This window comes from Nocardia sp. NPDC056564 (genome assembly GCF_042793755.1).
GTDB lineage: Bacteria > Actinomycetota > Actinomycetes > Mycobacteriales > Mycobacteriaceae > Nocardia.
This window is the reverse complement of sequence record NZ_JBHTUR010000003.1, coordinates 309015-335113: the sequence shown is the minus strand read 5'-3', so window position 1 is coordinate 335113 and position 26099 is coordinate 309015. Positions and strand designations below refer to the sequence as shown.

The 26099-nt window shown below is 67.6% G+C and carries 21 protein-coding genes; 12 read left to right on the top strand and 9 right to left on the bottom strand.

All coding sequences use genetic code 11. The features are described 5' to 3' along the window. Nucleotides 1-17: 17 nt before the first annotated feature. The 5 genes from ACFQ9K_RS09345 to ACFQ9K_RS09325 all read right to left on the bottom strand — a co-directional run bounded on the left by ACFQ9K_RS09345 (nucleotide 18) and on the right by ACFQ9K_RS09325 (nucleotide 9911). The gene (locus ACFQ9K_RS09345; protein WP_378721180.1) at nucleotides 18-1538 is read right to left on the bottom strand and encodes an FAD-dependent monooxygenase; all 1521 of its coding nucleotides are present in this window, start codon (nucleotides 1536-1538) and stop codon (nucleotides 18-20) included. Between the two features lie 159 nt (nucleotides 1539-1697). After that, nucleotides 1698-2363 carry a hypothetical protein gene (locus ACFQ9K_RS09340; RefSeq protein WP_378721181.1) on the bottom strand — a complete coding sequence of 222 codons (666 nt, stop codon included), beginning with the start codon at nucleotides 2361-2363 and terminating at the stop codon, nucleotides 1698-1700. 87 nt (nucleotides 2364-2450) lie between these two features. Then, complete coding sequence (locus ACFQ9K_RS09335; protein ID WP_378721182.1) at nucleotides 2451-3392, bottom strand: alpha/beta hydrolase family protein; 942 nt, start codon at nucleotides 3390-3392, stop codon at nucleotides 2451-2453. 177 nt (nucleotides 3393-3569) lie between these two features. Next, nucleotides 3570-4301 carry a DUF2071 domain-containing protein gene (locus ACFQ9K_RS09330; RefSeq protein WP_378721184.1) on the bottom strand — a complete coding sequence of 244 codons (732 nt, stop codon included), beginning with the start codon at nucleotides 4299-4301 and terminating at the stop codon, nucleotides 3570-3572. A 153-nt stretch (nucleotides 4302-4454) separates the two neighbouring features. After that, a complete protein-coding gene (locus ACFQ9K_RS09325) occupies nucleotides 4455-9911 on the bottom strand; it encodes a carboxyl transferase domain-containing protein (protein WP_378725453.1) in 5457 nt (1818 codons plus the stop codon). 708 nt (nucleotides 9912-10619) lie between these two features. On the opposite strand from ACFQ9K_RS09325, the gene ACFQ9K_RS09320 reads away from it, so the two are divergent. After that, nucleotides 10620-11735 carry a hypothetical protein gene (locus ACFQ9K_RS09320; RefSeq protein ID WP_378725456.1) on the top strand — a complete coding sequence of 372 codons (1116 nt, stop codon included), beginning with the start codon at nucleotides 10620-10622 and terminating at the stop codon, nucleotides 11733-11735. A gap of 90 nt (nucleotides 11736-11825) precedes the next feature. Here ACFQ9K_RS09320 and ACFQ9K_RS09315 read toward each other — a convergent pair whose 3' ends face one another. Further along, nucleotides 11826-12017, bottom strand: a complete 192-nt coding sequence (locus ACFQ9K_RS09315; protein ID WP_378725458.1) for a hypothetical protein — start codon at nucleotides 12015-12017, stop codon at nucleotides 11826-11828. A gap of 418 nt (nucleotides 12018-12435) precedes the next feature. Between ACFQ9K_RS09315 and ACFQ9K_RS09310 the strand changes: the two genes are divergently transcribed. The 3 genes from ACFQ9K_RS09310 (at nucleotide 12436) to ACFQ9K_RS09300 (ending at nucleotide 13673) form a co-directional block, all read left to right on the top strand. Then, complete coding sequence (locus ACFQ9K_RS09310; protein WP_378725460.1) at nucleotides 12436-12813, top strand: hypothetical protein; 378 nt, start codon at nucleotides 12436-12438, stop codon at nucleotides 12811-12813. 98 nt (nucleotides 12814-12911) lie between these two features. Further along, the gene (locus ACFQ9K_RS09305; protein WP_378725462.1) at nucleotides 12912-13352 is read left to right on the top strand and encodes a protealysin inhibitor emfourin; all 441 of its coding nucleotides are present in this window, start codon (nucleotides 12912-12914) and stop codon (nucleotides 13350-13352) included. A gap of 60 nt (nucleotides 13353-13412) precedes the next feature. After that, nucleotides 13413-13673 carry a hypothetical protein gene (locus tag ACFQ9K_RS09300; RefSeq protein ID WP_378725464.1) on the top strand — a complete coding sequence of 87 codons (261 nt, stop codon included), beginning with the start codon at nucleotides 13413-13415 and terminating at the stop codon, nucleotides 13671-13673. 90 nt (nucleotides 13674-13763) lie between these two features. Here ACFQ9K_RS09300 and ACFQ9K_RS09295 read toward each other — a convergent pair whose 3' ends face one another. Further along, nucleotides 13764-14549: an MBL fold metallo-hydrolase gene (locus ACFQ9K_RS09295; RefSeq protein ID WP_378725466.1), complete on the bottom strand. Its 786-nt coding sequence runs from the start codon at nucleotides 14547-14549 to the stop codon at nucleotides 13764-13766. 332 nt (nucleotides 14550-14881) lie between these two features. On the opposite strand from ACFQ9K_RS09295, the gene ACFQ9K_RS09290 reads away from it, so the two are divergent. From ACFQ9K_RS09290 to ACFQ9K_RS09275, 4 genes are all read left to right on the top strand, one after another. After that, nucleotides 14882-15799, top strand: coding sequence for an SDR family NAD(P)-dependent oxidoreductase (locus ACFQ9K_RS09290; protein WP_378983025.1), 918 nt, complete (start codon nucleotides 14882-14884; stop codon nucleotides 15797-15799). A gap of 161 nt (nucleotides 15800-15960) precedes the next feature. Beyond that, the gene (locus ACFQ9K_RS09285) at nucleotides 15961-16614 is read left to right on the top strand and encodes a maleylpyruvate isomerase N-terminal domain-containing protein (protein ID WP_378718159.1); all 654 of its coding nucleotides are present in this window, start codon (nucleotides 15961-15963) and stop codon (nucleotides 16612-16614) included. A 296-nt stretch (nucleotides 16615-16910) separates the two neighbouring features. Continuing rightward, a complete protein-coding gene (locus ACFQ9K_RS09280) occupies nucleotides 16911-18869 on the top strand; it encodes a cutinase family protein (protein WP_378718161.1) in 1959 nt (652 codons plus the stop codon). A gap of 116 nt (nucleotides 18870-18985) precedes the next feature. Then, a complete protein-coding gene (locus ACFQ9K_RS09275; RefSeq protein WP_378718206.1) occupies nucleotides 18986-19579 on the top strand; it encodes a class I SAM-dependent methyltransferase in 594 nt (197 codons plus the stop codon). Between the two features lies 1 nt (nucleotide 19580). Here ACFQ9K_RS09275 and ACFQ9K_RS09270 read toward each other — a convergent pair whose 3' ends face one another. Next, a complete protein-coding gene (locus ACFQ9K_RS09270; RefSeq protein ID WP_378718162.1) occupies nucleotides 19581-20912 on the bottom strand; it encodes a PLP-dependent aminotransferase family protein in 1332 nt (443 codons plus the stop codon). A gap of 86 nt (nucleotides 20913-20998) precedes the next feature. Between ACFQ9K_RS09270 and ACFQ9K_RS09265 the strand changes: the two genes are divergently transcribed. Together ACFQ9K_RS09265 and ACFQ9K_RS09260 are read left to right on the top strand one after the other, a co-directional pair. Beyond that, a complete protein-coding gene (locus ACFQ9K_RS09265) occupies nucleotides 20999-21616 on the top strand; it encodes a DJ-1/PfpI family protein (protein ID WP_378718164.1) in 618 nt (205 codons plus the stop codon). Between the two features lie 200 nt (nucleotides 21617-21816). Then, on the top strand, nucleotides 21817-22803 hold the full coding sequence (locus ACFQ9K_RS09260; protein WP_378718165.1) for an ABC transporter ATP-binding protein: 987 nt from the start codon (nucleotides 21817-21819) through the stop codon (nucleotides 22801-22803). 4 nt (nucleotides 22804-22807) lie between these two features. Here the strand turns inward: ACFQ9K_RS09260 and ACFQ9K_RS09255 are convergent, their stop codons facing one another. Continuing rightward, nucleotides 22808-23683, bottom strand: coding sequence for an NAD(P)-dependent oxidoreductase (locus tag ACFQ9K_RS09255; protein WP_378718166.1), 876 nt, complete (start codon nucleotides 23681-23683; stop codon nucleotides 22808-22810). Between the two features lie 50 nt (nucleotides 23684-23733). Here ACFQ9K_RS09255 and ACFQ9K_RS09250 point away from each other — a divergent pair, with 50 nt between their 5' ends. Together ACFQ9K_RS09250 and ACFQ9K_RS09245 are read left to right on the top strand one after the other, a co-directional pair. Then, nucleotides 23734-24138 carry a MerR family transcriptional regulator gene (locus ACFQ9K_RS09250; protein ID WP_378718168.1) on the top strand — a complete coding sequence of 135 codons (405 nt, stop codon included), beginning with the start codon at nucleotides 23734-23736 and terminating at the stop codon, nucleotides 24136-24138. 215 nt (nucleotides 24139-24353) lie between these two features. After that, nucleotides 24354-26099: an alpha/beta fold hydrolase gene (locus tag ACFQ9K_RS09245; RefSeq protein WP_378718170.1), complete on the top strand. Its 1746-nt coding sequence runs from the start codon at nucleotides 24354-24356 to the stop codon at nucleotides 26097-26099.

The following is a 26099-nucleotide window of genomic DNA, read 5'->3' as shown; positions in this document are numbered from 1 at the left end:
GGACGGCCACGACTCGCTTAAGCCCCGAACCAGTGGGTGAGCGCCTCGCGCAGCGTGCGCACCGCGCTCTCGACGGGTTCGTCGATGGTTGCGGCCCAGGCGATGTGCGCGTCCGGGCGGATCAGTAGCGCATCGGCCGGGCGGTCACCGGCTTTCGCGGTCCGGATATCGACGCGGTCCCGCCACTCGCCGGCGATCTCCCGGAACTCCGGACGATCCGCGAGGTCGAGCAGGACCGGCCGGGCGGCGCGCAGCAGTTCCGCGACACCGGTGACGCCCGCATCGGTGTGCAGGGTCAGGTCGGGCGCGAACGTGCCGGTCAACGGGTGGTGCTCGGAACCGGGCATCGGATAGCGAATATCGGCATGACCGACCAGCTCGCCCATGCGCCGCAACGCCGGCTCATCGCTGACCAGTTCCTGGAACACCTGCCGCAGCGCGTCGGCGGCCGGATCGTCGCCGCGCCGCAACGCCACCTGTGCTCGTGTTTGCAGCATGGCGCGGGCGCCGGCGAAGTGGCGTTCGTCGTGATAGGTGTCGAGCAGGCCGTCCGGCGCCCAGCCGTTGACCGCCGCGCCCAGCTTCCAGGCCAGGTTGACCGTGTCGAGCATGCCCACATTGAGCGCCGTGCCGGTGGCGGGGAACAGGTGGGCCGCATCGCCGGCCAGCATGATCCGCCCGTCCCGGTAGCGCTCGACCTGCCGATCCTTGAAGGTGTAGCGCGACAGCCGAATCGGCTCGCCCAGCGGCAGCTCCGCGCCGAGCACCCGGCGAGCGCTGGCCGCCATCTCGGCCATGGTCAGCGGTTCGTCGTCGTCGTATTCGGCCGACTCGTCCTCGGTGGTCTGCATGGACCACACGCCGTCCATGATCGCGAACGCGAACACCCCGCGGTCGGTCCGGGTGAATCCGGAATTGATCCGGCCCAGCCCGGGGACCTCGATGTCGCCGTTGTCCAGCACCGCCACCGTATCCGGCACGGTGACCTGGGCCAGCCGGTTGACCTCCGGATAGGTGGTGCCGGGGAAGGGAATTGCGGCCAGCTCGCGGATTCGGCTGCGTCCACCGTCGCAGCCGACCAGGTAGCGGGCGGTCACCTGATGGGTTCCGTCCGGTCCGCGTACGTCCGCGGTCACCGTGTGCTCGTCCTGGCGCACCCCGACCACCTCGTGCCCGCGCCGGATCTCGGCGCCGAGTTCGCGAGCGTGATCGTCGAGCAGCCGCTCGATCTCCCGCTGCGGGATCGGCAACGCGTGCATCGGCACGTCGGCCATGCCGGTGAAGTCCAAATAGATGTTGCCGAACGGGAATCGGGGCGCGGTGTGCGGATCGCTGCTGACCGCCTCGAACCGGTCGAGCAGGCCGCGGTAACGCAGCAGGTCCAGGATTCGCCCGCCGATACCGCTGGCCTTCGGGGTGTCGCGCCGCTGCGACTGCCGTTCCACAACCAGCGAACGCACTCCGGCAAGGCGCAGCTCACCGGCCAGCATCAGGCCACTCGGGCCGGCGCCCACGATGATTACGTCGGTGTCGGTCACTCAATAACTCCCATTTACGCAGGTTCTGGCTACGGCGCATGAGTATGCCGTACCGCCGGGGCCTTGCGGCAAGCCCCGTAGTGCGCTATATGTTGGGAGGGGAAGGGGCGGGGGACTCGAGTTCCGGCAACCTATTGGCAAGGCCGCGAACGCATCTGCTCACACCAGCGCGGCACGACCTTGCGCGTACTCGATCAGGGTTTCGACGTAGTCCGACGTATCCGGATCCGCCTGGCACGCACGAAGTCGCGTGACCGCCTCGTCGAGTTCCGGACCCGGTCCACGGTCGGCGAGCAGGACGACGATCGCCTCCCAGGTCGCGAACCGCGGGTCCGGATCGGTCAGCAGCTCATCGAGGTATTCGTCGGGTTCGAGTAGTCGAAGTGCCCGGCGCGCGTAGGCGTGCACGCGCTTGGGTAGCTCGGCCCGAATGGTGTCGACGTCCGCCTGCAGCGCGTGTCCGCCGGGTAGGCCGGGGTCGACCCGCAACGACCACAGCTCGGTCAGGTGCTCCGGCAGGCCGCGTTCGTTGAGCAGGCCGGGCCCGCTCGCCTGCTCGATCGGCACGAGGGGCAGGCCCAGTTGCGCGTTGCGCCAGTTGCGGAACTCCCACCAGGCCAGCGGTGTCGCGGTCAAGCACAACCCGAACCTGAGCACCTGCTGCCCGTCGGTCCAGGTGCGTTGCGTCCGGGTGCGTCCGACGGACGCCAGACCGCCCGGCACCTCCCGCGCCCACGAACCCTCCGAGCCTTCGAAACCATAGGGCAGCAGCAGCTTGCCCGCATCGCGCGTCAGCCGGCGCAGCGCCGAGTCCATTCCGACCATGTCAGCAGGCTAGCGGTAGCCGCCGACATATCCGGATCAGCATGCATCGCACCGTGTTTCGCGGTATTCGGAGGACTCCTCTTCGGCTTACTTCGACTCCACCCGGCCGAGCGGGTCGGCGCCCGCCGTCAGCGCGTCCTGCGCCGACTGCCAGGCGAGGTCGCCCGGATAGAACCTGCTGCGCAGGTAGGCCCAGGTGAGTCGCTGGACCGCCGCCACGCGGGCGGGATTCTCATCCGTGGTCTCGGCGACGTCGTAGCCCGAGATCCCGCCGAGCCCGTGCTCCGCGCCGAAGAGGGTGAGCAGGGATTTCGGGCCGGGCGCGAGCAAGTACGGATCGGTGTGCCAGCGCGGGCCGTCGACGGTCAGGTGCGCCGAAGCGTCCTGGTCGCCGGCGACCACGAGCGCGGGGGTCGTCATCGTGGTGAAGTCCGTGGTCGAGAAGAATGAGTAGTTCCGCGTGACGAACTCGGTGAGGGCGTCGCCACCCCGGCCGGGCGCGGCCAGCAGCACGCCCGCCGTGATGCGCGGCTCGGCGAGGTTCACCTCGGTTCCGTCGTCCGGATCGGCGAGCCGCGCGCCGAGCAACAGGCTCGCGGTGTGCCCGCCCATCGAGTGCCCGGCGACCGCTACCTTGCCGCGGTCCATGCGCCCGGACAGTTGCGGCACGGCGGATTCGAGCGTGTCGAGCTGGTCGAGGATGTATGTCATGTCCTGCGCCCGTGACCGCCAATACATCGGTGCCCCAGGGGTATTGGGATCCAACCGCAAGGTGGAGGAACTCAGGTGGGTGGGCTGGATGACGACGAAACCGTGCGCCGCCCAGAAGTTGACCAGGGGTGCGTAGCCGTTCAGCGAGGACAGATTGTTCGAATGGCCCTGGCCATGCGAGAGCAGGATGATCGGCAGATCGCTGCCGGTCGTCGGTGCGGACACCCGCAGTTGCAGGTCGACCGGCCGGCCGGGAGCCGGCAGCGTGATCGGGCTGACCGAGAGGACGGGTGTCGCGCCGAGGGCGGGTTCGTTCATGATGCGTCTTTCCGTTCGATGACCGTCGCCGATTCCGTTCGGCGACTGCGGTTTTCGGAAGAGTCAGCGCGAAGCGCGCCGAAGCGGAACATCGCTCCGATTCAATATGCGGAGCGATGTTCCGCTTTGTCAACGGTCGCATCGTTCGGTGCGGCAGCGGGCCCGGCCCGAGCCGGATCAGGCCATCGCGGGTAGCCGCATCGGCTCGGTGACGTTCCAGTTGGCCGGGACGTCGCGCATGAGCAGCGTGCAGTCGAGAGTGGCGCTGCCGCTGGGGAATCGGGTCGGATCGTCGAAGAAGGTCGAGCGGACGGCGTGGGTGTGCGCCGGGTGCACCCGCCAGGCGTCGGTGGACAACTCGAGGCCGTCGAGCCGGCTGCCGTCGCGGCTGGCCGAGTACCCGACGCGACCCGCGCGGAAGAAGTCCGACGCGGCGGTCAGGTCGGGGAACAGCATGCTGCCGCCGAATTCGCCGACGGTGCGCACATCCACGCTGACCCGGGTCGAATTGTCGCGAGTCGTGTAAGCGACGTGCAGGTCGCGTTCGCTCTCCACGACGTCGAAGCGGGCGAAACTGTGCACGCCGGGGAACAGTCGTCCGCCGAGCGCCACATTCAACGACGATCCGCTGTCCCGCCGCGGAATATAGACACCGCTCTCGATCCCGTCCGGACCGTCCCATTCGACGGCAATTCGGTGCGCGGCATTCTCGCTGCGCACCCCGACCGCGCCGGGCAACCCGACCGGACGCACCTGACCGAGCCGGACCAGGCAGATTCCCGCGACCGCCCAGTCGTTCGCCAGGTGCGGACGTAGCGGCGCGGGCAGCAGGTCCGCGACCACCTCGGGCTCGACCCGGTAATTGATAAGCAGTCGTCTCTCGATGACGCTCGAAATCCGCGGCATCATGGCGTAATTCCTCTCCCCGGCCCCTCCGATCTCGACGGTACTCAGAATCGTTCGCACTGGCTCCGAGACCTTCATCGCATTCGGCCGGAAACGCCGGAGGGCGGGGACCGAATATCGGTCCCCGCCCTCCGTTACCGCACGTGCGGCTGTCGATCAGCCCAGCCGCGCCTCGATCGCCTCGATGATCCGCGGCCGCAGCTCGGCCGCACTGATCACGGCGTCGACCGAGCCGACCTCGACCGCGCGGTGGATGTTGTGCACCTTGTCGAACTCCGCGGCGACCTCGCTCAGCTTCTCCGTGCGCACCGACGACCTGGTCTCGTCGAGCTCGGCGGTCAGCGTCGCGCGGTCGGTGCCGGACGCGTTCGCGGCCCGCGCCGCCAGGTCCCGCACCCGGGCATCGTTCGCGGTGCGCCGGTTGACGTCACCGGCGAACACGACCGCGGCGGCCGGAGCGCCACCGAGCACCGAGGCGAACGAACCCTCCAGCGCGAGCACGGTCATGTTCGGGTTCAGCTGCTTGGAGAACACCACGAACGCGCCACCGTGATACCGCGAGATCACGCAGAACACAATGGGCCCTTGGAAGTTCACGATCGCGCGGCCGATCTCGGCGCCGTACTCCAGCTGCAGCTTCTTCATCGACTCGGGCGAGCCGTCGAAGCCGGACAGGTTGGCCAGCACGACCAGCGGCCGGTTTCCGCTGGCCCCGTTGATCGCCCGGGCCGCCTTCTTCGACGACTGCGGGAACAGGGTGCCCGCGGTGTAGGTGTCCGGTCCGTCGGTGGCCGGGAAGCCACGCCGCGGCACGCCCCTGGACTCGATGCCCAACAGGCACACCGGAATACCGCCGACGTGCGCGTCCTGCACCACCGCGGTCTCGGCGTCGGCCATGCCCGCCCAGCGCTCCAGCACCGCGTGGTCCTGGTCGGACACTGCACGCATGACGGACCGAATGTCGAAGGGCTTCTTGCGATCCGGGTTCGCGGTCGCGGAGAAGATCTCGCCGACGGTACGGAAGTCGCTGTCCGCCAGCATGTGCGGGAAGTCGGAGATGTCGCGATCGATGGGATCGGTGGTCTGCGACCGCCGCGGCGTCTGCTCGCCGGGTGCGATGTAGGTGTGGTCGTAGTGCGCCATCAGCACGTCGCGCGCCGCGGCCAGATCCGGTGCCCAGTACTGGGCCTGGCCGTTCGGGCCCATCACGCGGTCGTAGCCGCCGATGCCGAAGTTGTCCTCGGCCGACACACCGCCGGAGAAGTCCAGCGCCTGCTTGCCGGTGAGCACCATCGCGGAGTCCGGCGTCATCACCAGGATGCCCTTGGTGTGCATGAGCATCGTCGCCTCGGCGTTCCAGTACGGCTGCGCGCCGACGTTGATGCCCGCGACCACGATGTTGATTTCGCGCCCGTCCTGGGTGAATTCGACGATCCGCTTGAGCGCGGCCGCCACCCAGTCCATGTTCTCGGTGCCGGACTCCATGGAGATCCTGGCGCCCGAGGACAGCGCGTACCACTCCAGCGGCACCTGCATCTGCTCGGCCAGGTCCAGCGCCGCGATGATCCGGCGGCACTCCGGCTCCGACAGCGCGCCAAGGGATTTCGTCGGATCACCGAGCAGCACCACCCGGCTGATGCCCTCCGGGTACTGCTTCGTCGGCGTGTTGACCACACCGACGACGATCGCCGCGGTGTTGCGTCCCTTCGGCCGGTCGACCGGCACCAGCGTGTAGTCGGGGGCGAGGTCGTACTCGTCGAATTCGCCGAGCAGGCCGGTCAATTCGTACGGGTAGACGGTGCCGCGGCTGCTGGCCCGGAGCACCTTCTGCCGGTACTCGTCGAGCGGCTCGATCACGTCGTCGGTGCGCTCACCGACGGTGACCTCGGTGGCGTCGAACCCGATGCGCACGGCGACCTTGGTCAGCTCACCGGACTTCGGGTCCCGCTGCCGCGCGATGAGCAGGATCTCCTCCAGCCCGGCGCCCGCGGTGGTCGGGCGCACGTGCCGCACGACCGTCTCCAGCTCGGCCGGGGTGACGTCGATCGGCGGCCAGATGTACATCACGATGCGGTTGGTGTTGAACCGGTTCGCCGACGGCCGCATCGACTGCGCTCGGCGGATCGAGTCGAGACAGGTCGCGATGGCGATCTCGGCGGTCGGCAGCGCGAGCAGCCTGCCGTCCTGCTCACGCAGCGCGGCCAGGTCCCGAACCTGGGCGAACGCGATGAGGCGCTCGTCGGACGGGTTCTCCTTGGCGACGCAGCGGAACAGGTACACCTCTTCGTCGTCGGAGGACGGCAGGCGGGTGAGGTCGAACTTGCGCAGCCGCTGCATCTGCATCCGCTGGGCGATGTACGGGTGCAGGCCGCGGATCAGTCGCTCCTCGGCCATGCCGGTGGCCGACGGACGGAAGGTGAAGTGGTGGTGCATCACCGCGCCGCCGCTGCCCGCGACCGCGACGGTGATCCGGTGCACCTGGCTCGGCAACGGATAACCGCCGAGCACCTCGTGCAGCGCCGACGCCATCGCGTCGAAGTCCGCGGGCTGCTTTTCCCAGCTGAGGTAGATGTCGGCGTCGATGGATGCGGCGCCGCCCCTGGCCAGCTCGGTGAGCCCGTTCAGCACGGTGTCGAGCGCGTCGAATCGCACGGCCGCCGACACCAGGCTCAGGCCACGGCGTTCGGCGATCACGAAGGTGCAACCGGCCACCTCGCGGGTGTGCACGTCGCTGAGGCCCTTGTTGCCGTAGTAGCGACGGGTCAGCACCTCCAGCATGACCGTGTTGTCCCGGTTGCCGCGGACCAGTCGCTGCCCGAGCAGCCGCACCAGCGGCTCGGTGCTGCGCACCATCTCGGAGATGCGCTCGGCCCGGTCCGGCGGTCCCTGGTGCGCGTCGAGGTAGCGCAGGTGCTTGCGGATGTTGGTGTAGACGCGGGCGCGGTTGCGGCGCAGCAACGGCTGGCCGTACCAGGCGTAGACCAGGCCGCGCGCGAGATCGGCGATCACCGGGACGCGGACCTGGGTGGCCGCGACGAGCCGCTCCAGGGCCAGGCCGACCGGTTCGCGCAGCGCGCGATCCGGCATCGGCTCCTGCAACCATTCGCGCAGCAGCGTGGTGATGACGGTGACCGTGTCGGACGGACGCTGCTGGGCGAGGAAGATCCGGAAGACCGCGGCCTCGAGTTCGGGGGTGCGGTCCAGCTCGGTCACGCCGTAGTGGCGCAGCGCGTTGGCGAGCTTGGCCTGGAACGACTCCGGCAGGCCCGCCCGTTCCACGTCGAGGCTCTGCAGGTAGGTGTGGAAGTACTCGCGCGCGCTGTGCACGTGGCTGTGGCTGCCGTCGTCCTCGGACGAGCGGTTCTGGCTCAGCTCGGCCAGGTCGGCGAACACCTCCATGAGCTCGAGTTCCTCGGCCAGCGGCCTGCGGCCGTCGGCGAGGGCGGCCCGGCGCGCGGTGAGGTAGTCGCTGAGCACGCGGCTGTCGTCGTGCGGGTCGACGTCGTAGCCGAGCAGCAGGCTGCGCAGGTCTTCCTGGCCGCGGGCGGTGCGCTCGTGCGGCTGGATCTGGGCGGGCCCGACCGGCAGGTCCAGCTCGACCGACCCGGTCGCGGCTTCCGCCTCGGCCTCGTCCCCGTCGCCGAGCGGCTCGAGCCACATCATCGGGGCGCCGGTCTCCACCTGGCTGCCCACGGAGACGGCGCACTCCTTGACCCGCGCCTTGAACGGCGCGCGCAGCACCGTCTCCATCTTCATGCTCTCCAGCACCAGGATCGGGGCGCCGGCCTCGACCTCGGCGCCGACCTCGAGCGGCGTCGCGACGACCAGCGCGGGCGCGGGGGAGCGGACGACGCCACCCTCGTCGCGGCTGATCCGGTGGGTCACGCCGTCGACATCGACGAGGTGGACCGGGCCGTGCGTGCCGGTGGTCAGGCGGTAGCGGGTGCCGTTGACCATGATCTGGCCGGTATGCCGGTCGAAACGCTCGAGATCGACGTCGGCGGTCCGGATGTCGCCGGCCGCCTCGATGCCGATGCGGAACCGGTGCGCGCCGATCCGCGCGACGCGTACCCGGTAGCCGGTGCCGCGCAGCTTGAGATCGAGCGGACGGCCGCTCTCGTGCTGGACCTGCGGACGGCCGCCGGACGCGGTGGACAGCAACCGATGCTGTTCGGCGCGCTCGTCTTCTTCGTAGGCGTCGATCGCCGCCGCGGCGAGCGCGATGGCGGAGTGCCGGTGCGAGACGAGCCGGCCCTCGGCGCGGACGCGGTCGATCCAGCCGGTGTCGGCGCTGGCGTCGATCACCTCGGGCTGGTTCAGCAGGTCGAGCACGAAACTCTTGTTGGTCGCGCCGCCCTCGATGATCACCCTGGTCTGGGCGACCGCGCGGCGCAGCCGGCCGAGCGCCTGCTCGCGGTCGCTGCCGTACGCGATGATCTTGGCGATCATCGAGTCGAAGTCGGCCGGAATCGTGTCGCCCTCGCTGACGCCGGTGTCGACGCGGATGCCCGGCCCGGCGGGCAGGTTCAAGCGCGCGATGCGGCCGGGGGCCGGGGCGAAGTCGCGGTCGGGGTCCTCTGCGTTGAGCCTGGCCTCGATGGCGTGTCCGCGCTCGATGGGCATCTCGCCCTCGAGCCGGCCGCCGGAGGCCACGTGCAGCTGGGCCCGGACCAGGTCGAAACCGGTGGTGTACTCGGTGATCGGGTGCTCGACCTGGAGGCGGGTGTTCACCTCGAGGAAGGCGAACAGCTGATCGCCGGGGTGGTAGAGGAACTCGACGGTCGCCGCGCCGCGGTAACCGACCGCGATCGCCAGCCGCTCGGCCGAGGCCTTGAGCTCGGCGGCCTGTTCGGCGCTGAGCACCGGCGACGCCGACTCCTCGATGACCTTCTGGTTGCGCCGCTGCACCGAGCAGTCGCGGACGCCGAGCGCCCATGCCGTGCCCTGCCCGTCCGCGATCACCTGGACCTCGACGTGGCGGGCGCCGGTGACCAGGCGCTCCAGGAACACGACGCCGCTGCCGAACGCGCGCGCGGCTTCCTGCCGGGTGCGCTCGTAGGCGTCGACCAGGTCGGCGTCGTTGGTGACCACGCGGATGCCGCGCCCGCCGCCGCCGGCGGTCGCCTTGAGCATCAGCGGGTAGCCGATCTCGGCCGCGGCGGTCATGGCGGCTTCCACGGTCTCGACCGCGCCGCGGCTCCACGGCGCGACCGGCACGCCGACCTCTTCGGCGATCAGCTTCGCGCCGATCTTGTCGCCGAGCTTGCGCATGGCATCCGGGCTCGGTCCGATGAAGGTGACGCCGATCTGCTCACACAGCTCCGCGAACGCCGGATCTTCCGCGACGAAACCCCAACCGACCCATGCCGCGTCGGCACGGGTCGCGATCAGCGCCTGTTCCAGCGCTTTCAGGTCCAGATACGGACGCGCGGACGCGGGGCCGAGGTCATAGGCGATGTCGGCCTCGCGCACGAACGTCGCGTTCCGGTCGACGTCGGTGTACAGGGCGACGGTTTCGATCGGACGCGCGGTTGCCGCGGCCAAATCTCGGACGGCGTGGATGAGGCGCATAGCGGCCTCTCCCCGGTTCACGATGGCGATGCGGCTGAACACTCGCCGACTCCTTCCTCTCCTGAGCGCTGGCCCGGACGACGGGCGAGGGGTTGCAACTCTCGGTCCCGCGTAGTGTGCACCTCTTATCCAAATATGTGCACAGCGAACGGGTGTTACCGGCCCGTAGCGTGAAATTACCTATCGCCACCCGGTCCGGCAGGTGACCTGTGCGCCGGACCGAAGGCTCGATCCCGACGAATGAATCACTTTGCGTACAAACAGTATCGACCCTGAGTCGAGGATTCGTCTCGCGGTCGTCCAGCCGGAACGCGCCCACAGTGCGAAGCGATTGTATTTCTGTTCACCCGGCGCCGTCAGCTGGGAGCGGACTCCGGTCCAGCGGCGACACTGCCCGCCGTGTTGGTCAGAAGGTCGAGCCGCCCCGGTCGCGGCGTTCGTCCTCGGGCAAGGCAGTGACCAGCCGGTATCCGTCGTTCACGGAATCCCGACGTCCGCAAGACCGCTGCGTTGGAGCCGGCCGCAATCTCGGTGCGTATCTCGAGAGCTAGCGCGGATCACGACCGAGACGGCCTGGGTGCGGTGTTCCGGAGCGGGTTGCGCGCGCTCCCCGAGATGATCGGACGGTGCTGAGCACGTCAGGCGGGGTCCTGGACCTGTATGGTCTGCTGAGGCGGGAAGGTTGGGGGGATGTCCGATGTGTTTGCGAAGCAATGAGTTCTGTCTCTGGCAGAGGGCTGTGGGCACAGCATGACCAACTTGACGGTCGATGTGGCCAGTCTTGCGGGGTTCAGGCTGGATCAGCAGGACATCGGGACCACGTCCTCCTCGAACGCCACTCGCTTACTGTCTGCGCTGACTCTGCCCGCGGGCTCGTCGGGATTGATCGCGACGATCGGACAGTCACTGGAGAAGTTCAAGAGTGCGTACTCCGCTGTGCAGCAGGCGGATCTGACCACCATCGAAAAACTCGGTGCCGATCTTGCCACCGTCGAAACGAGCTACCGGGAAACCGACGACTCGAACGCGAACGCGATGAACTCCATCGGCGGCTCGGGGACGCCGAGTTCGTTGAGTGCCGAGCACGGCGTCAGCCGATTCACTGGTCTGCAACAGCCCAATCTGCCTGACGTTCATGAGAGTTCGTTCACGGTCCGCCAGATGGTCACCTCGGCCATCGAACTGATCTCGGTCTACGACGATCGCATGCACGAGGCTATCGGCATCAAGCCTGCCGCAGACGTGCTCACCCCGCTGGTCGCGGACTGGGAAGCCCTGCAAGCCATCGGCCGGCGAATCGCGCTGCTCGGCATCAACGATTACGTCACGTCGGAAAATCTCATCGGCGGAACCAGATGGTTGCAAAGCAAATGGTCGGGCGGTGCCGCCCAGGCTTTCGGCACATCCGCCAACTCGCTCGGACAATCAATTGCCGGGCGCAGCCTTGACCTGGAGGCGGTATCGAAGATTGTCGAGAACGGCGGTGCCTGCCTCGAACGAGTGGTTTACAACCAGGCGGCGGGCTTGAGTGACGGAATACTGCAGCCGATGACCGTTCTCGGCGCGACCTTCCCGCTGGGCGGGTGGGCGCCGTATGCGGGCAAGACCGTGAGTGCGGTAGCGCAAGCGGATATCCGTGCGGCGTTCGATGCGCTCAAACAGGGAATGGAATCGCGCCAAGCGGCGATCAAGACGGTGGTCGAGCGGATCGCGCAGGCACTCGACTATACGCCCGGGCGGACAGTGCCGACCTTTCGGGCGGACGATTTCGGCATTCCGGACAGAATCGTAGTTGATCTGGGGGATAGGAAGTTTGGGTTCGGTGACAACATATGGTGGACGGACAACATTGCTTCTGCTGTGTAAAACCGGCTGTGGCGGCGTGCGCTGATGGCGCCCCAGATCCCCGGAATGCCGCCGACGCCGCCGACCGATGCAGGCCAGGGCAGCCACGGCTCACAACCGTGGTATAGCCGGTACGATGACATCAAATTCCTGGACACGATCGCGGTGGCGTTGGCCGGTGCTGACGCCGCGGGGCTGCCCAACGCGAAAGTGCACTTGGAGCATTACCTTGATAACACCGGTGATGATCTGAAGCTCGATCCGGACCGGATCATGAACGATGACGCCGGACTGAAGAGACATATCGATAGCATCGTCACCAAGTCTGTCCAGCTGACTGCGCTCGACCCGGCCAACCATGGTAAACCGGCGGCGTTCCAATCAGCCTGGGAGGACTACACCTTTGCCATGGGACGGTACGAAGAAGACCGAGATCGGCGGAATCGAGTGGTCAGACCGTCAGTTGGGCGCTTTGCACACCGCAGGATTGGCCTGGGAGTTCAATATGATCGGGTCTTCGACGATCAAGCATTACGAGGGGGACCTGCCTACTTATGGATCACTCAGCTTGCCGCCTGGGCAGCCGCAGACTTCCGCTCCGGGGCGATGAGGTTGTTCGATGACCGGACGTCGGTGGATGCTGCGTGTCCTTATGTTGTCGGTTGTGGGGTTGGCCGGGGCCGGGTGCGACAGCGTCATCGATCGCGCGACGGCGCCGGAAGTGGAGACCTCGACCAGTGTCGAGCTCGTGCGGGAAGCGGTCGAGTACGGCGGGTGGGTGCTGCCGGGGAACTCGAAGGTGCTGCTCGTCCGGAAAGAGATCATTCGAGACCGGAAGTACCAGGTGGCCGCGGAGATGTCGCCTACGGATTTCGCTTCGATGCTGGAGCAGTCTCGGTTCACGGCTCCTTTCGCGCGGGACGCTCCGCCATATCTGACCACGCCGATCGCCGGTCCTGACCTGGCGACGTCGCCGAGTGTTCAACGGGCGCAAGAGTGGTTCACCTCGTCGGCGGGGAGGGTGATGCTTCGCGATGTGGTGGTCGATGAACGTGACGCGAACACCAGAGTGGTCCACATCGAGTTCCGCGGAGTTTGAACGCGGCGGCGAGATCGCGGTCTGAGCCCGTGGCAAGCTCGGGGCAACTGGGGAGCGGGGGCGTTGTGTGGGGCTGGTCGCGGCGATACTGTGCGGCTATGAGCGACTCTCGGTACCGCCGCGGTCTCGCGCGACCGCTGTTCCTGTCCGCCGTGGTCGTCGGGCTGCTGCTTGCCACGGCCGCCTGTGGGGGGACGGGCGAAAGTCATTCCGCGCCAGCGGCTCCGGCGGCGGCCACCAGCGTCGTGGTGAACCAGACCGGGGGCTTCGCCGGGGTCAACCAGGTCTATACCGTCGACGAAACGGTCGACAATCCGCGCCGCGGCGCGTTGTTCGAGCTGGCCGCCGCCCCGGACTTCCGCACGCTCACCGACGCGTACACCGGTCCGAACGATTGCCGCGACTCCTATTTGTACGCGGTGACCGTCACCTATCGCGACGGCACCACCAAGAGCGTCAGCGCCGACGAATGCAACGAGTCACCCAAGGCGCTGACCGATATCATCGCGCTGACCAAGGAAATCGGCCGCCGCAGCTGAGGCCGGTGTCGGTCGTTCGGATGACTTGTCCGCCCATTTCACCGGTCGCAAAATTGATTGATGTCAAGCGCGGCCGATGCTGAATTCGAATCCATGGTCCGGGGATACCTCGTGGCCCGCGCGGACGGCTTCCCGTACTCACCCAGCGCGATCGTGGCGTTCGCCAAGGGGATGCGCCGCACTGGCGGCGATCCCATCCGGCTCCTTTTCGGGCTCGATATCTTCGCCGACCAGCTGGGTGAATACGAGGCGATCCTGGACCTCAGGACTCGAGTCGACGCCGAGGAGACCGCACCGGCGCCGTCGGGCCTGGTCGACTGACCCGAGCCGGGCCAGGGATCAGCAGCCGGCGCACCGCCGAATGATCCTTCCGCCAACCGCGCCACGAACACGGTTGGCGGAGCACGGAGCTCAGGTCAGGTGGTCGAAATCGCCACGCACCCAGCCGATGTGGCGGTCGGCAGAGCGGCGAATGATCGCGCGGGCATCGGTATCGATGGTCTTACCGAAGTTGTCGTACAGGCGGTCGAATTCGAATTCCTCGGCGTTCGTCGTGACCCGATCGACCACGGCGGCCGACAATGGAATGCGGTTCGGGTAACTACGCATGAACGCGACCGTTTTACGGTCCGGGTTGGCCTGAATCGTGTCCGCGCTGAACAACACACCCTTGCCCCCGGCGCCCGCGGCCCAATGCAGAACCGAGCTGCCCGCGAAATGCCCGCCCAACTGACGCACGGTGATCCCCGGCAGCAATTCGAGCCGATCCGACCACGGCCGGATCACCGGATCCGGCCGTGCGACCCAGTGCAGATCGGACTCCGGGACATATACCGGTACCCCGCCGAGCAACCGGCTCCACTCCACCTGAACGCCGTAATGATGCGGATGACTCGGCACGATCGCGACGACCTCACCGAGCGCGAGCACCCGCCGCGCCGCATCCTCGTCGACATACCCGGTCACGTCCCACAGCACGTTCCCCGCGGGCGTCCGCACCACATGCGACTCCTGCCCGATGCCGACCGCCGGTTCCACCGTCACGCCGAACATATCCGGCTCCAACTCCCGCACCACCACCGTGTGGCCGTCCGCGACCAGCTTGTCCAGCGTCACCCACAACTGCCCCTCCGTCGGCACCCACTGCCGCTCATCGGCACAAATACGGCAGACCTCCGCCTCGGCCGTATGCTCCACCGCGCACGTCTGACAGATCTTCCACATATCGACCCCGTCCAATCAGGTACACCCATCCCTGTTCTACACGCAGTACGAATCCCCGCGCAGTCGAACCTCCAGCACACGGGCACGAAGACCACCGTCGCCCTTCGCCGCAAGCGAAACCTGCTCGCCCACCGCGATACCACCCGCGACCGTGGCGGTGAACTCGATGCGGGTTCGGATTCTTACGCGGCTTTGCCCGTGGCTTGGCATTTCCTTGAGGGTGGTCTTCCACCCTGAACGAGACGCCCGGTGGTTACCGGGGATCGTGACGGAAGGAAGTGCCTGCCATGCCTCATCCTCTCCCTATGACCGGTCGTGCCGGAGCATCGCCGGATCACGCAGGGCCACAGCTGTTCTGGAGCCGCGAGAGCCTGTCACCGCCGGACGCTCGGCTCACTTTGCCTGCCGATGTCGTGTGCTACTGGCGCGATCGCCACGTCGTGATCACCGGCGGAACCAGCGGCATCGGGCTGGCGGTGGCCGAGCTGGCGCTGTCCGCGGGTGCCACGGTCAGCGTGCTCGCGCTCGAAGACACTGGACTGGAACGTCTTTCGGCGTTCGCGGAATCCGAGCCGCGATTGACGGTGTTCGCCGCCGACGTGACGAACAGGGCGCAGGTCGATGCCGCCGTGGCGAAGGCCCGCGCCCACCACGGCGATATCGGTGCGGTGATCGCGTGCGCCGGCATCGCCAGGCCCGATTACTTCGACCGCCTGACCGACGCCGATTTCGTCCGGCACATGGCGGTGAATTACTTTGGCGCACTGCACGTTATCCAACCGGCACTACCGGATCTGCGCTCCGGTTACCGCAGCAGCATCACGGTCATCTCGTCCCTGGCCGCAGTGCTGCCCTGTTTCGGATACGGCGCCTACAGTCCGAGCAAATCCGCCGTGCGCACCCTCTGCGAGGTGCTGCGCCAAGAACTGAAGCCCAAGGGCGTCACGGTCACCGTGGTCATGCCCCCCGACGTCGACACCCCGCAACTGGCCGCCGAGGCGGCGACGAAACCCGCGGAACTGCGGGCCCTGAGCTCATCGGCGCCGATCACGGCGAACGCCGTCGCCGAAGCCCTGCTGATCGGCGCGGCGCGCGGTCGCGCCGCCGTCGTACCGACCCGATCGGGCCGTCTGATGCACTGGCTCTCCGCCGTCGCACCTCGTCTGCTGGCCTGGATCATGGACCGAACCATCTCCCGAGTCCAACGCCGCAACCCGTACTGAAACGGCCAAAGTGGCAGCGGCCGGCCAGGTTTCGGCAGGCCGGCCGCGACCGCTCGGTCACCTCCGGGTTGCCGTGATCCCGCCACGAACTGGTCGTCCGTCCCTGCCTCGAGAACTCGAAACCGCTGGCCCCGACGCCCGCGCGCTGCTAACTTGCCGCGGTGGATCTCTTCTCACGCTCATGGACAGCGTTGCGCACGGCCGTCGCCGAACTCGCGGATCAGGACTTCCAACTCCCTTCCGGCTGCACCGGCTGGCTGATCCGAGACCTGGTGTGCCACTTGATCATCGACGCACAGGACGTGCTGATCACGCTCGTCACCCCCACCGAGGCAGAACCGACCCGCGACGCGATCACCTACTGGAACGTCGTGCAACCCCCGACCGGCGACGACCCGCTAGATGCCCTCATCGTCCGCTTGGCCGCCGCCTACCAGCATCCCGAACTGCTCAAGCTCCACCTCGACGACCTCGGTGCCGCCGCGGGCCGAGCCGCGGTACTCGCGAACCCCGACACCAGGGTCGCCACTCAGGAATACGTCCTCACCACAGCCGACTATCTCGGCGCCTACGTCATGGAATGGACGCTGCACCACCTCGACCTCATCGCCCACCTCCCCGACGCCGCCGACCCGCCCGCCGAAACCCTGTCCCACGCCCGGCAGACGCTCGAAAAGATCGCCGGCACAACGTTTCCCGCATCGATGCCGGACAAGGACGCGCTTCTGATCGGCACCGGCCGCCGCATCACCACCGACGCGGAGCGCACCGAATTGGGCGCCCTGGCAGCCCGGCTCCCGTTCGCTCTCGGATAGTCGCGCGCACGCCCGGATTCGATTGAAAGTGCTGCTTAACGTATGTAAGTAGGACACCGCTCGGAGTTCACGGTTCGGGAAATTGATTTACCGTAGTCCCGGATCGACCGTTCGAAGGGCCCACAGCGGCGTGGTGCTCCTTCGGCATGAATTCCATATATCGAAGCGCGGCACGCTACTTCGCCCGGCAACAGCCCCCAGCGCAGTCCCACTCGTCTCGCGGCGGGTGGCTGGGTGATGCGCGTGCCCGTGCGGCCGACCGACCGAATTCGGTAGTGAGGGTGCAGGTGTCAGTCATGCGTTCGTCCAAGCGGTGTGTCGTCGCCACGATGGTGACCGTCGGGGTAGCCGTCGGTTCGACCGCCGTCGCCGCGCCCGTGCACGCGGAGCAGGCCGGGTGCGCGGCGACGTTCAACCTGTTCATCCCCGGAACCTGGGAGACCGACGAGGACGCCGACCCCACCCAGCCCGTCGGCATGCTCGCGCCGATCGCGGAGGCGATTCGCCGCCAGCAGGGACCGAGATCCGAAATCTATTTCACGCCGTACATGGCCCGCGCGTTCGACAACGGCTACACCTACGCCGACAGCAAGAGCACCGCGCTGAACAATGCCGCCGCGGTGCTGCGGGACTACGGATCACGGTGCCCCACGGCGAGATTCACCATCAACGGCTACAGCCAGGGCGCCGACGCCGCTGGCGATCTCGCCGCGGAGATCGGCAATGATCGCGGCCCCGTCCCGGCGGATCGGGTGCTGGCCGTCGGCCTGCTGTCCGATCCCGGCGCCGGGACCAAGGGTGAGTCCGCCGTCGGCCCCGGCACCGCGGGCACCGGCATCGCCGATCCGCGACCACAGGGCATGGGCAAGCTGTCCGGCCGGGTCACCTCGATCTGCGACCCGCACGACCTGTACTGCTCGATCCAGAAGAGCAACAACCCCCTGCTCGGCGCGCTGGGCTCGATCCTGAGCAAGGCCTTCAGCGGCGCACCGCCTGCCGATAACGGCTTCCCCCTCGCCGCGGCCCTCACCTCGGATTTCTCGAAGGCCGACCTCCCCGGCCTGGCCGCCTCCGTCGCCGGCCTGACCTCGAGCCTCGCCGCTCCCGCCGGCCTCGACCTCGCGCGGATCCGGGTCAGCGCGAACAAACTGCTGGACACCCTCACCCCGGTGGTCGACCTGGTCGACTCCGGCGCGGCCAACCCGGCCGCCACCGCCCGCCTGCTCGCCGCCCCGGACGGCACCGACGAGCACAACGCCGGCGAGGTCCTGACCATGGCCGGGAAATCCGACCTGGCCGGTGCCGCGTCGGCGGTGCGCACGATCGCCGACATCTCGACCACCCTGCTGGACCGCGGCGTCAGCACGGTCCCGTCGGGCTCGACCAAGGCCCGCTCGCTGCGTGCCGCCGCCCACGCCGCCCGCGACCGCGTCGCCCCGCTGGCCTCCACGCCGCCCGAAGTCCTTGGATCGTCGACGCGCGTGCTGTCCCTGCTCAAACCGAGCGTGCTGGTCGACCAGGCACTCGACGTCGCCGCCGACGTCACCACCTTCGATTTCCCCGGCATCCTCGGCAACCTCACGCTGTTGCCGCAGAAGATCGTCGCGATGGACGCCGAGGGCGCCCACCAGGTCGCGGGCGAGCTGAACAATCAACTGCAACCGCTGCTCGAACTCGTGGGCAGCGTTGACCTGAACTGGATTTCGCAGATCCTCTCGATCATCCCGGACGCGCAGGGCTTCACCGAGGTCGCCGCGAAGGTGACCTCGATCCTGTCCGGCGCCGACATCCCGCGGCTGGCGAACATCGTCGCCCGAATCCAAGACATCGCCTGGTCGGTGCTCGCGAAGCTGGTTCCGCCGCCGGGCCAGGCCCCGGACCTGATCGGCGCGGGCGCCGCGTTGTCCGGCCTGCTGCCGATCGGCGCCGACCTGGCGTCCGTGGCGTTCGACCTGTTCAGCGGCAAGGCGCGGCCCGCCCCGCCGAAAGTGCTCGGCAAGCGCGCCCCCGCTCCGGCCCACCCGGTCGCCCAGCCGGACGTCGCCCTCGACGACCTGGCCGCACCGCTCGGTCAGATGACCACCTTCCACGACATCAACCTGGTCAACCTGGTCGTAGACGGCCTGAGCGCCGCTAACTTCGTCGCCTCGGGGGTGCACTCGAACTATGGATCCCTCGTCGTGGACGGCTCCGGCCGCAATGCCGTGCAGTGGCTCGGCGATTGGCTGAACCAGCGGATCGGTTACGTCAAATAGGCGTGGCGGCAGTGCCATGATGAGGGGAAACCTGTCGGTCTCGGGAAGGGGACGACGTGGCGGAGCCGTCGAAGGATGATCCGTACGGTGGTCGGCAACCGACCAGTCATGAGCGGATGACGGGCCAGCCCTGGGACGCGTCGTATCAGGACGGGCCCGCGCCGTGGGATGTCGGCGGGCCGCAGCCGGCGATAGCGCGGGTGGCGGCGGCGGGCGGAATCGCCGGGGCTGTGCTGGATGTCGGGTGCGGGTCCGGCGAGAACGCGCTTTATGTTGCCTCGCTCGGGTTTTCGGTGCTCGGTGTCGACGTGGCGGAGACCGCGCTGGCGATCGCGCGAGAACAGGCCGGCGCGCGGGGGATCGAGGCCGAGTTCGCCGTCGCCGACGCGTTTCATCTGGAACGTTTGGGACGTACGTTCGGGACTCTGCTGGACAGCGGGATGTTCCACACCTGTGATCGTGATGAGCGGCCGGGGTACGCGGCCAGTCTCGCCGCGGCGGCCGAGCCGGGCGGCACGCTGTATGTGTTGTGCTTCAGCGACATCGGGCCGGATGTCGGCCCGCACCCGGTCGGCCGGGACGAGCTCGGCGGGGTGTTCGAGGCCGACGGACAATGGAATGTCGTTGCCATAGAACCGGATCGGGTACTGACGCGGTTTCACGGCGACCAGGGTGCGTCCGGGTGGTTCGCGACCATCCGGCGGATTTAGCTCAGCGGTAGGCGTATTCGTCGACGACCCGCTTGACCGTGCCCAGTGCCGCACGCAAGGTGTCGAGGTCGGTCGAGCCGAGTGCCAGCCGGATGGCGTGCGGGACGTGCGCGGACGTGGCGAACGGCTCCGCCGTCGAGACCGAGATGCGTTCGCGCATGAGCGCTGCCGCGATCTGATCGGCGCGCACCTCGTCGGCCAGCGGGAGCCAGAGGAAATAGGACGACGGATGGCCGATATAGGGCAGACCGGCGAGAACGTCGCGTGCGATGGCCTGCCGGGCTTTCGCGTCGTCGCGTTTCTGCTCCTCCATGCGAGCGACGGTGCCGTCTTCCAGCCACCGGCACGCGATCGCCGTCATCACCGCGGGGGTGTTCCAGGTCGTGGCGCGGATCGTCCGCTCGATGGCCGGCACCGAACTGGTTGGGGCCACGACGAATCCGAAGCGCAACCCGGTCGCGACATTCTTGGAGAGAGCGGAGACGTAGACGGTTCGTTCCGGTGCGAGCGCGGCGAGCGGGGCCGGCGGTTGCTCGACCAGGAAGGCGTATGCGGCGTCCTCGATGATCAGCAGGTCGTATCTGCGCGCGATGTCCACGAACCGCGCGCGATGGTCCGCCGGTGTGACCGAGCCCAACGGGTTGTGCATGGTCGGCATCGCGTACACGGCGCGCACCCGCCTGGTCGCGCACAGCTGCTCGAACGCGTCCAGGTCAGGCATGTTGCCGGACAATGGAATTGGTGCGAGCTCCAGATGGAGTGCGGCGGCGAGCACCTTGAACCCCGGATAGGTCAGGGCATCCGCCGCGACGACATCGCCGGGCCGCAGCGCCGCCATCGCCGTCACCGTCAGTCCGTGCTGAGCGCCGCTGACGATCAGCACGCGAGCGCCGTCGACCGGCACCCCGATCTGGGTCACGTGGCGGGCCACCGTGTCCCGCTCGTGCGGCCGCCCGCCATGCGGCTGATAGCGCAACAGCGCCTCCACATCACCGGAGGACGCGAGCTGACGCAACGCTTGACGCAGCAGCTCGGTCTGACCGGGCAGCGCCGGATAGTTGAAGCTGAGATCCACCCCGTCCGCGGTAGTCGCCACCTGGTCGATGCCATAACTGGGCGGCACCGCGATCTCGCGAACGAAGGTGCCCCGTCCGGGCTCCCCGCTCACCAGTCCCATGGCTTCGAGTTCCGCATAGACCCGCGAGGCCGTGACCAGAGCCATTCCCTCGGTCGCCGCCAGGCGGCGATGCGTCGGCAGCCGCGTGCCCGACGGCAACCGCCCGGAACGGATGTCGGCCGCCAACGCATCCACCACACTCTTGTACCGAGACATGCGCCGATTGTATGCATGACAATTTCTTGATTGTATTGAACCGACCGCAATACAGTGCGTGGCAACACGTTCGAAAGGTCGTCGCCATGCATATCGCCATCCTCACCTTCGAGGGGTACAACGAACTCGACTCGCTCATCGCCCTCGGCGTGCTCAACCGCATCAAGCGGCCGGACTGGCGGGTCACGATCGCCAGCCCCACGCGCCGAGTCCGCTCGATGAACGGCGTCGTCATCGAGTCGATGGCCACCCTGGAGGAAGCCTGCTCCGCGGACGCGGTCCTCGTCGGCAGCGGCAGTCACACCCGCGAGGTGGTCACCGACCCGGCCCTCATGGCGCGCCTGCGGCTCGACCCGTCCCGCCAGCTCCTGGCCGGACAATGTTCCGGCACACTGGTTTTGGCCAAACTCGGCCTGCTCGACGGGGTTCCCGCCTGCACCGACCTGACCACCAAACCCTGGGTCCAGGCAGCGGGCGTCGACGTGCTCAACCAACCCCTCTTCGCCAGGGGCAACATCGCCACCGCCGGCGGCTGCCTCGCCTCCCCCTACCTCGCCGCCTGGATCATCGCCCACCTGGAAAGCGTCGAAGCCGCCGAAGCGGCCCTGTATTACGTTGCGCCGGTGGGTGAAAAGGAAGCCTACGTAGCCAACGCCATGCGAAACATCACCCCCTATCTGCACCCGGAACCGGCGGCCGTTTAAGACCGCGGTGTGCGATCGCTCGGGCGCCACAGCCGGACGGACGTGGCGTTTGTGCGTTGTCCCAACTTCGGTTCGGTCCGCGGAATCGGAGACTTTCGCGGTACGTCTCGGTTTACAGTGGATCGACGGTCCAGCACGAGATGTCGGGGGCGTTCAGGCCTCGCCGGTGGGTTCTCGTCGGGAATCTATGGAGGTCTAGCATGGGCGTCGCGGTCAGGGCTGAGGGTGTCACCAAATCGTTTGGCTCGCAACGAATCTGGCAGGACGTATCGCTGACGCTGCCCTACGGTGAGGTCAGCGCGCTGCTCGGCCCGTCGGGCACCGGGAAATCGGTCTTCCTGAAGTCGCTGATCGGTCTGCTCCGTCCCGAACGCGGCTCGATCTATATCGGCGACACCGATATCACCAGCTGCTCCAACAAGGAGCTGTACGAGATCCGCAAACTCTTCGGCGTGCTGTTCCAGGACGGCGCGCTGTTCGGGTCGATGACCCTCTACGACAATGTCGCCTTCCCGCTGCGGGAGCACACGAAGAAGTCGGAGTCGCAGATCAAGCAGATCGTCATGGAAAAGCTCGAGCTGACCGGCCTGCTCGGCGACGAGGGCAAACTTCCCGGGGAAATCTCCGGCGGCATGCGCAAACGCGCCGGCCTCGCCCGCGCCCTCGTGCTCGATCCGCAGATCATCCTCGTCGACGAGCCGGACTCCGGCCTCGACCCGGTCCGCACCTCCTATCTGAGCCAATTGCTGATCGATATCAACGCGCAAATCGACGCCACCATCCTGATCGTCACCCATAACATCAATCTGGCCCGGACCGTCCCCGACAACATCGGCATGCTGTTCCGCCGCCAACTCGTCATGTTCGGTCCGCGCGAAGTGCTGCTCACCTCCGACGAACCCGTCGTCAAACAATTCCTCAACGGACGCATGCAAGGCCCCATCGGCATGTCCGAGGAAAAAGACGAGGCCCAAATGGCGCGCGAACAGGCGATGTTCGACGCGGGCCACCACCACGGCGGCGCCGAGGAAGTAGAAGGCATCATCCCCCAAATGGAAGCCCAACCAGGCATGCCCGTCCGCCAGGCGGTCCTACGCCGCAAGGACCGCGTCCGCGAAATCATGCACACCCTCCCGCACGCCGCCCAAGCCGCAATCCGCGAGTCCCTCGACCGAAAAACCAACTAACCCGTCACTTCCCGGGTTTGGTGAATTCCTTGATCAGCACCGGATATTGTTCGCCGGCGTGTCCGGCGGCGATCGCTCGGTCGGCGATCTGCTTGAACAGTTTCGGCAGTTCGGCGTTCACGCCCACCGCTTCGCTTTCCTCGATCAGGTGGGTCATCGCCCGCACGTCGGTCTCCAGTGCCGATACTTCGGCGGGGAAGGAATCGTTGTCGATCTGCTCGGCGTAGCCGGGGAGCCAGTCCGCTACGCCGACAGCCATGTGCCGGGCAAACGGGGCGAACGTCGCGGCGTCGACTCCGGCGGTTTCCAGCATGGCGGTGCCTTGCAACCAGGCGTTCAGCACGCTCCACATCATCGCCAGGCCGGCCACGTCGTACAGCGATGCCAGCCCGTGGTCTGCGCCCAGGTAGGAGACGGTGCCGAGCGCCGCGAGCGTCGACTCGTGCGCCTCGAACACCGACTGCGGGCCGCTGTGCAGAATCATCGCGTCGGCGGTCCCGATCGCCGGGGGCACGGCCATGATCGCGCCGTCGAGGTAATCCACGCCGTGTTCCTCGGCCCATCGCGCGGCGGATCGAGCCTGCGCCGAATCGCCCGAGGTGAGGTTGAGCAGGGTCGTGCCGTTCGGATCGATAGCGCTGGCGCCGAGCAGTTCGCGCACGGCCGGGTAGTCGGTGAGGCACAGGATCGTCAGGGGGCTCGCGCCGAGCGCGTCATCGAGCGTCGGAGCCAGTCGCGCACCCGCGGCCACCAATGGATCCGCCTTGGCGGGCGTGCGATTCCACACGGTTGTCGGCTGTCCGGCCTTCAGGAACGCGCCGGCCAGGGCCTGGCCCATCAGCCCGAGTCCGATGACTGTCACGGAGGTTTCGTTGTTCATGGCAGCATCATGAACGTTGATACCGGTGTGAAGGTCAAGTGAGGTTTTCGATGTTGATCGGTGAACTGAGTAGTCGGACGCGCGTCAACACCCATCAATTGCGCTACTACGAGGCCCAGGGCCTGCTGGACGCGAAGCGTGGCGCGAACGGTTACCGCGAGTACGACGAGACCGCCGTGCTGCGGGTGAAGCAGATTCGGCACCTGCTCGACGCCGGCCTGTCGTCCGAGGACATCGCCTATCTGTTGCCGTGTGCCGTCGGCGAGGCTCCGGAACTCCCCGGGTGCCCGGAATTGCTGACCGCGATGCGGACCCGGCTGCGGCGCCTGGACGACCAACTCGACAAACTCGCCAGATCCCGCGACGCCCTTGCCGATTACATCGACGCGGCCGAACGCACCGGCGCCGCCTATCCGCCTTTCGGCGACGCTGAATCGTTGCCCGTATCCGCCTGATTAGCTGGGTCGTGCGCGGCAATCAACGGAACCGTTCGAGATATCGGCGCGGTTACTTGTGACGGTTGGATGTTCGCGCGCGAAACCGCTGACAGAGTGCATAAAAGTCCGGTGTCCGATTCTCGTGTTGGACAAGGGAATGGCGACCGTCCTGTGTAGTTTGCTATTTGATAGCTCAAGTGCCCTTCATTCGATTGGGACCAGGGGAGTCGATCATGGCAATCAGGAGATTTGCGGCTATCGCTCGGCGGGCGGCCGACCCGGGCGCGCCTCGGCGGCCGGTGGCGCACCCGCAACCGGAGGTCAGCACCGGGCCGCTGGCGGTACTGGTTGCGGCGCTCGTCTTGGCCGCGATCTTCGCGCCCGCCTGTAGCAGCTCGGAGCCTCCGGCCCGGCCGGCCGACAAGGCGTCGATACAGCAGCGCCCGGCATCGAATGTGCAGTGGGCGGCGTGCGCCGGCGACGAACTCGCGGGTCTGGAATGCGCCACGGTGCAGGTGCCGATGGATTACCGCAATCCCGGTCTCGGACAGCTGGATATCGCGATCAGCCGAGCCGGTGCGAAAGATCCGCAACGACGTCTCGGCGTGCTGTTCACCAATCCGGGCGGCCCCGGCGGCGCGGGATTGGCCATGCCGGCCGGATACGCCGAACAACCGATCGGGCAGGTCTTCGACATCATCGGCATCGACGTGCGCGGGGTGGGCAAATCGACGAACCTCGCTCCCTGCGCGCCCGTCGATGAGGCCCGATTCCCGGTCTCTTCGCAGAGCAGGCCGACCGACAACGACCTGATCCAGCTCGTCGAACAAGCGAAGGCCAAGGAAGCGGCGTGCGCCCAGACCGGTGGTGAATTCCGCCGCTATGTGACCACCATGAACACCGCCCGCGACATGGACAACATCCGCGGCCAACTCGGCGAGTCCATGATCAACTACCTCGGTGTCTCCTACGGCACCTGGCTCGGCGCGGTCTACGGCGAGATGTTTCCCCAGCGGCTGAACCGGAACGTGCTCGACTCGGCGATGGATCCGCGGGTCAGCTGGCGCGCGGGCGATGTGAACAACGCCGCGGCGACCAAGCAGAACTTCGAGGACTGGGCGACGTGGACGGCCGAGCGCGACGCGGTGTTCCACCTCGGCGCGACACCGTCGGCGGTGCGCGGTTCCATCGACACCATCGCCGACGCGATCGCCGAACACCCGGTCGGCGGCTTCGACAATCGTGACGACTTCGACGGCGCCGTCGGCGAATTCACCCGCTACCGCAAGTCCTGGGCCGCGTTCGCCAAGAGCATGCACTACGTGCTCGACGAGGTCAACGGCGGACCGCCGCGGCCCGAGGTGGACCGGAGCAATCAGCACGCCGTGCACACCGCGGACGCGCTCGACGACGACGCGGTCACCGAACGCGACGACCAGGACATGTCCGACGCGGTGAACACAGCGGTGCTCTGCGATTGGGACTGGCCGACCGACATGGAGGTCTACTACCGCGACATGCGTTCGGCCCGAGACACATTCCCGTACGGCAACACGGTCGGCCAGCTCGGCCCCAACGCCTGCTCGTTCCACGCGGGCAAGGCCGAGCCGCTGGTCCGGGTCGGCGCACCGAAATACCCGCGCGGCCTGGTGGTTCAGTCCGACGGCGACACCCAGACCTCGCTCGTCGACGGCCGGAATATGGCCGAGACCCTCGACAGCGTCCTGATCGTCGTGCACAACGAAGGCGCACACGGCCTCTACGCCGCCGACCCGGCGAACACCTGCGTCGACGACGCCGTCAACGCCTACCTGATGGACGCGAAACTCCCTGCCGCGACGGTCGATTGCGTGACCGCGGACCCGCCCATGCCCGTCCCCTCCCGGCCTGACCCGGCCAACCCTGACCCCGAGGCCGGCATCCCGCTGCTGGGCGAAACCGCCGACCAGCTGAAGGCCGAAGTCGAGGCCGGACCCTGA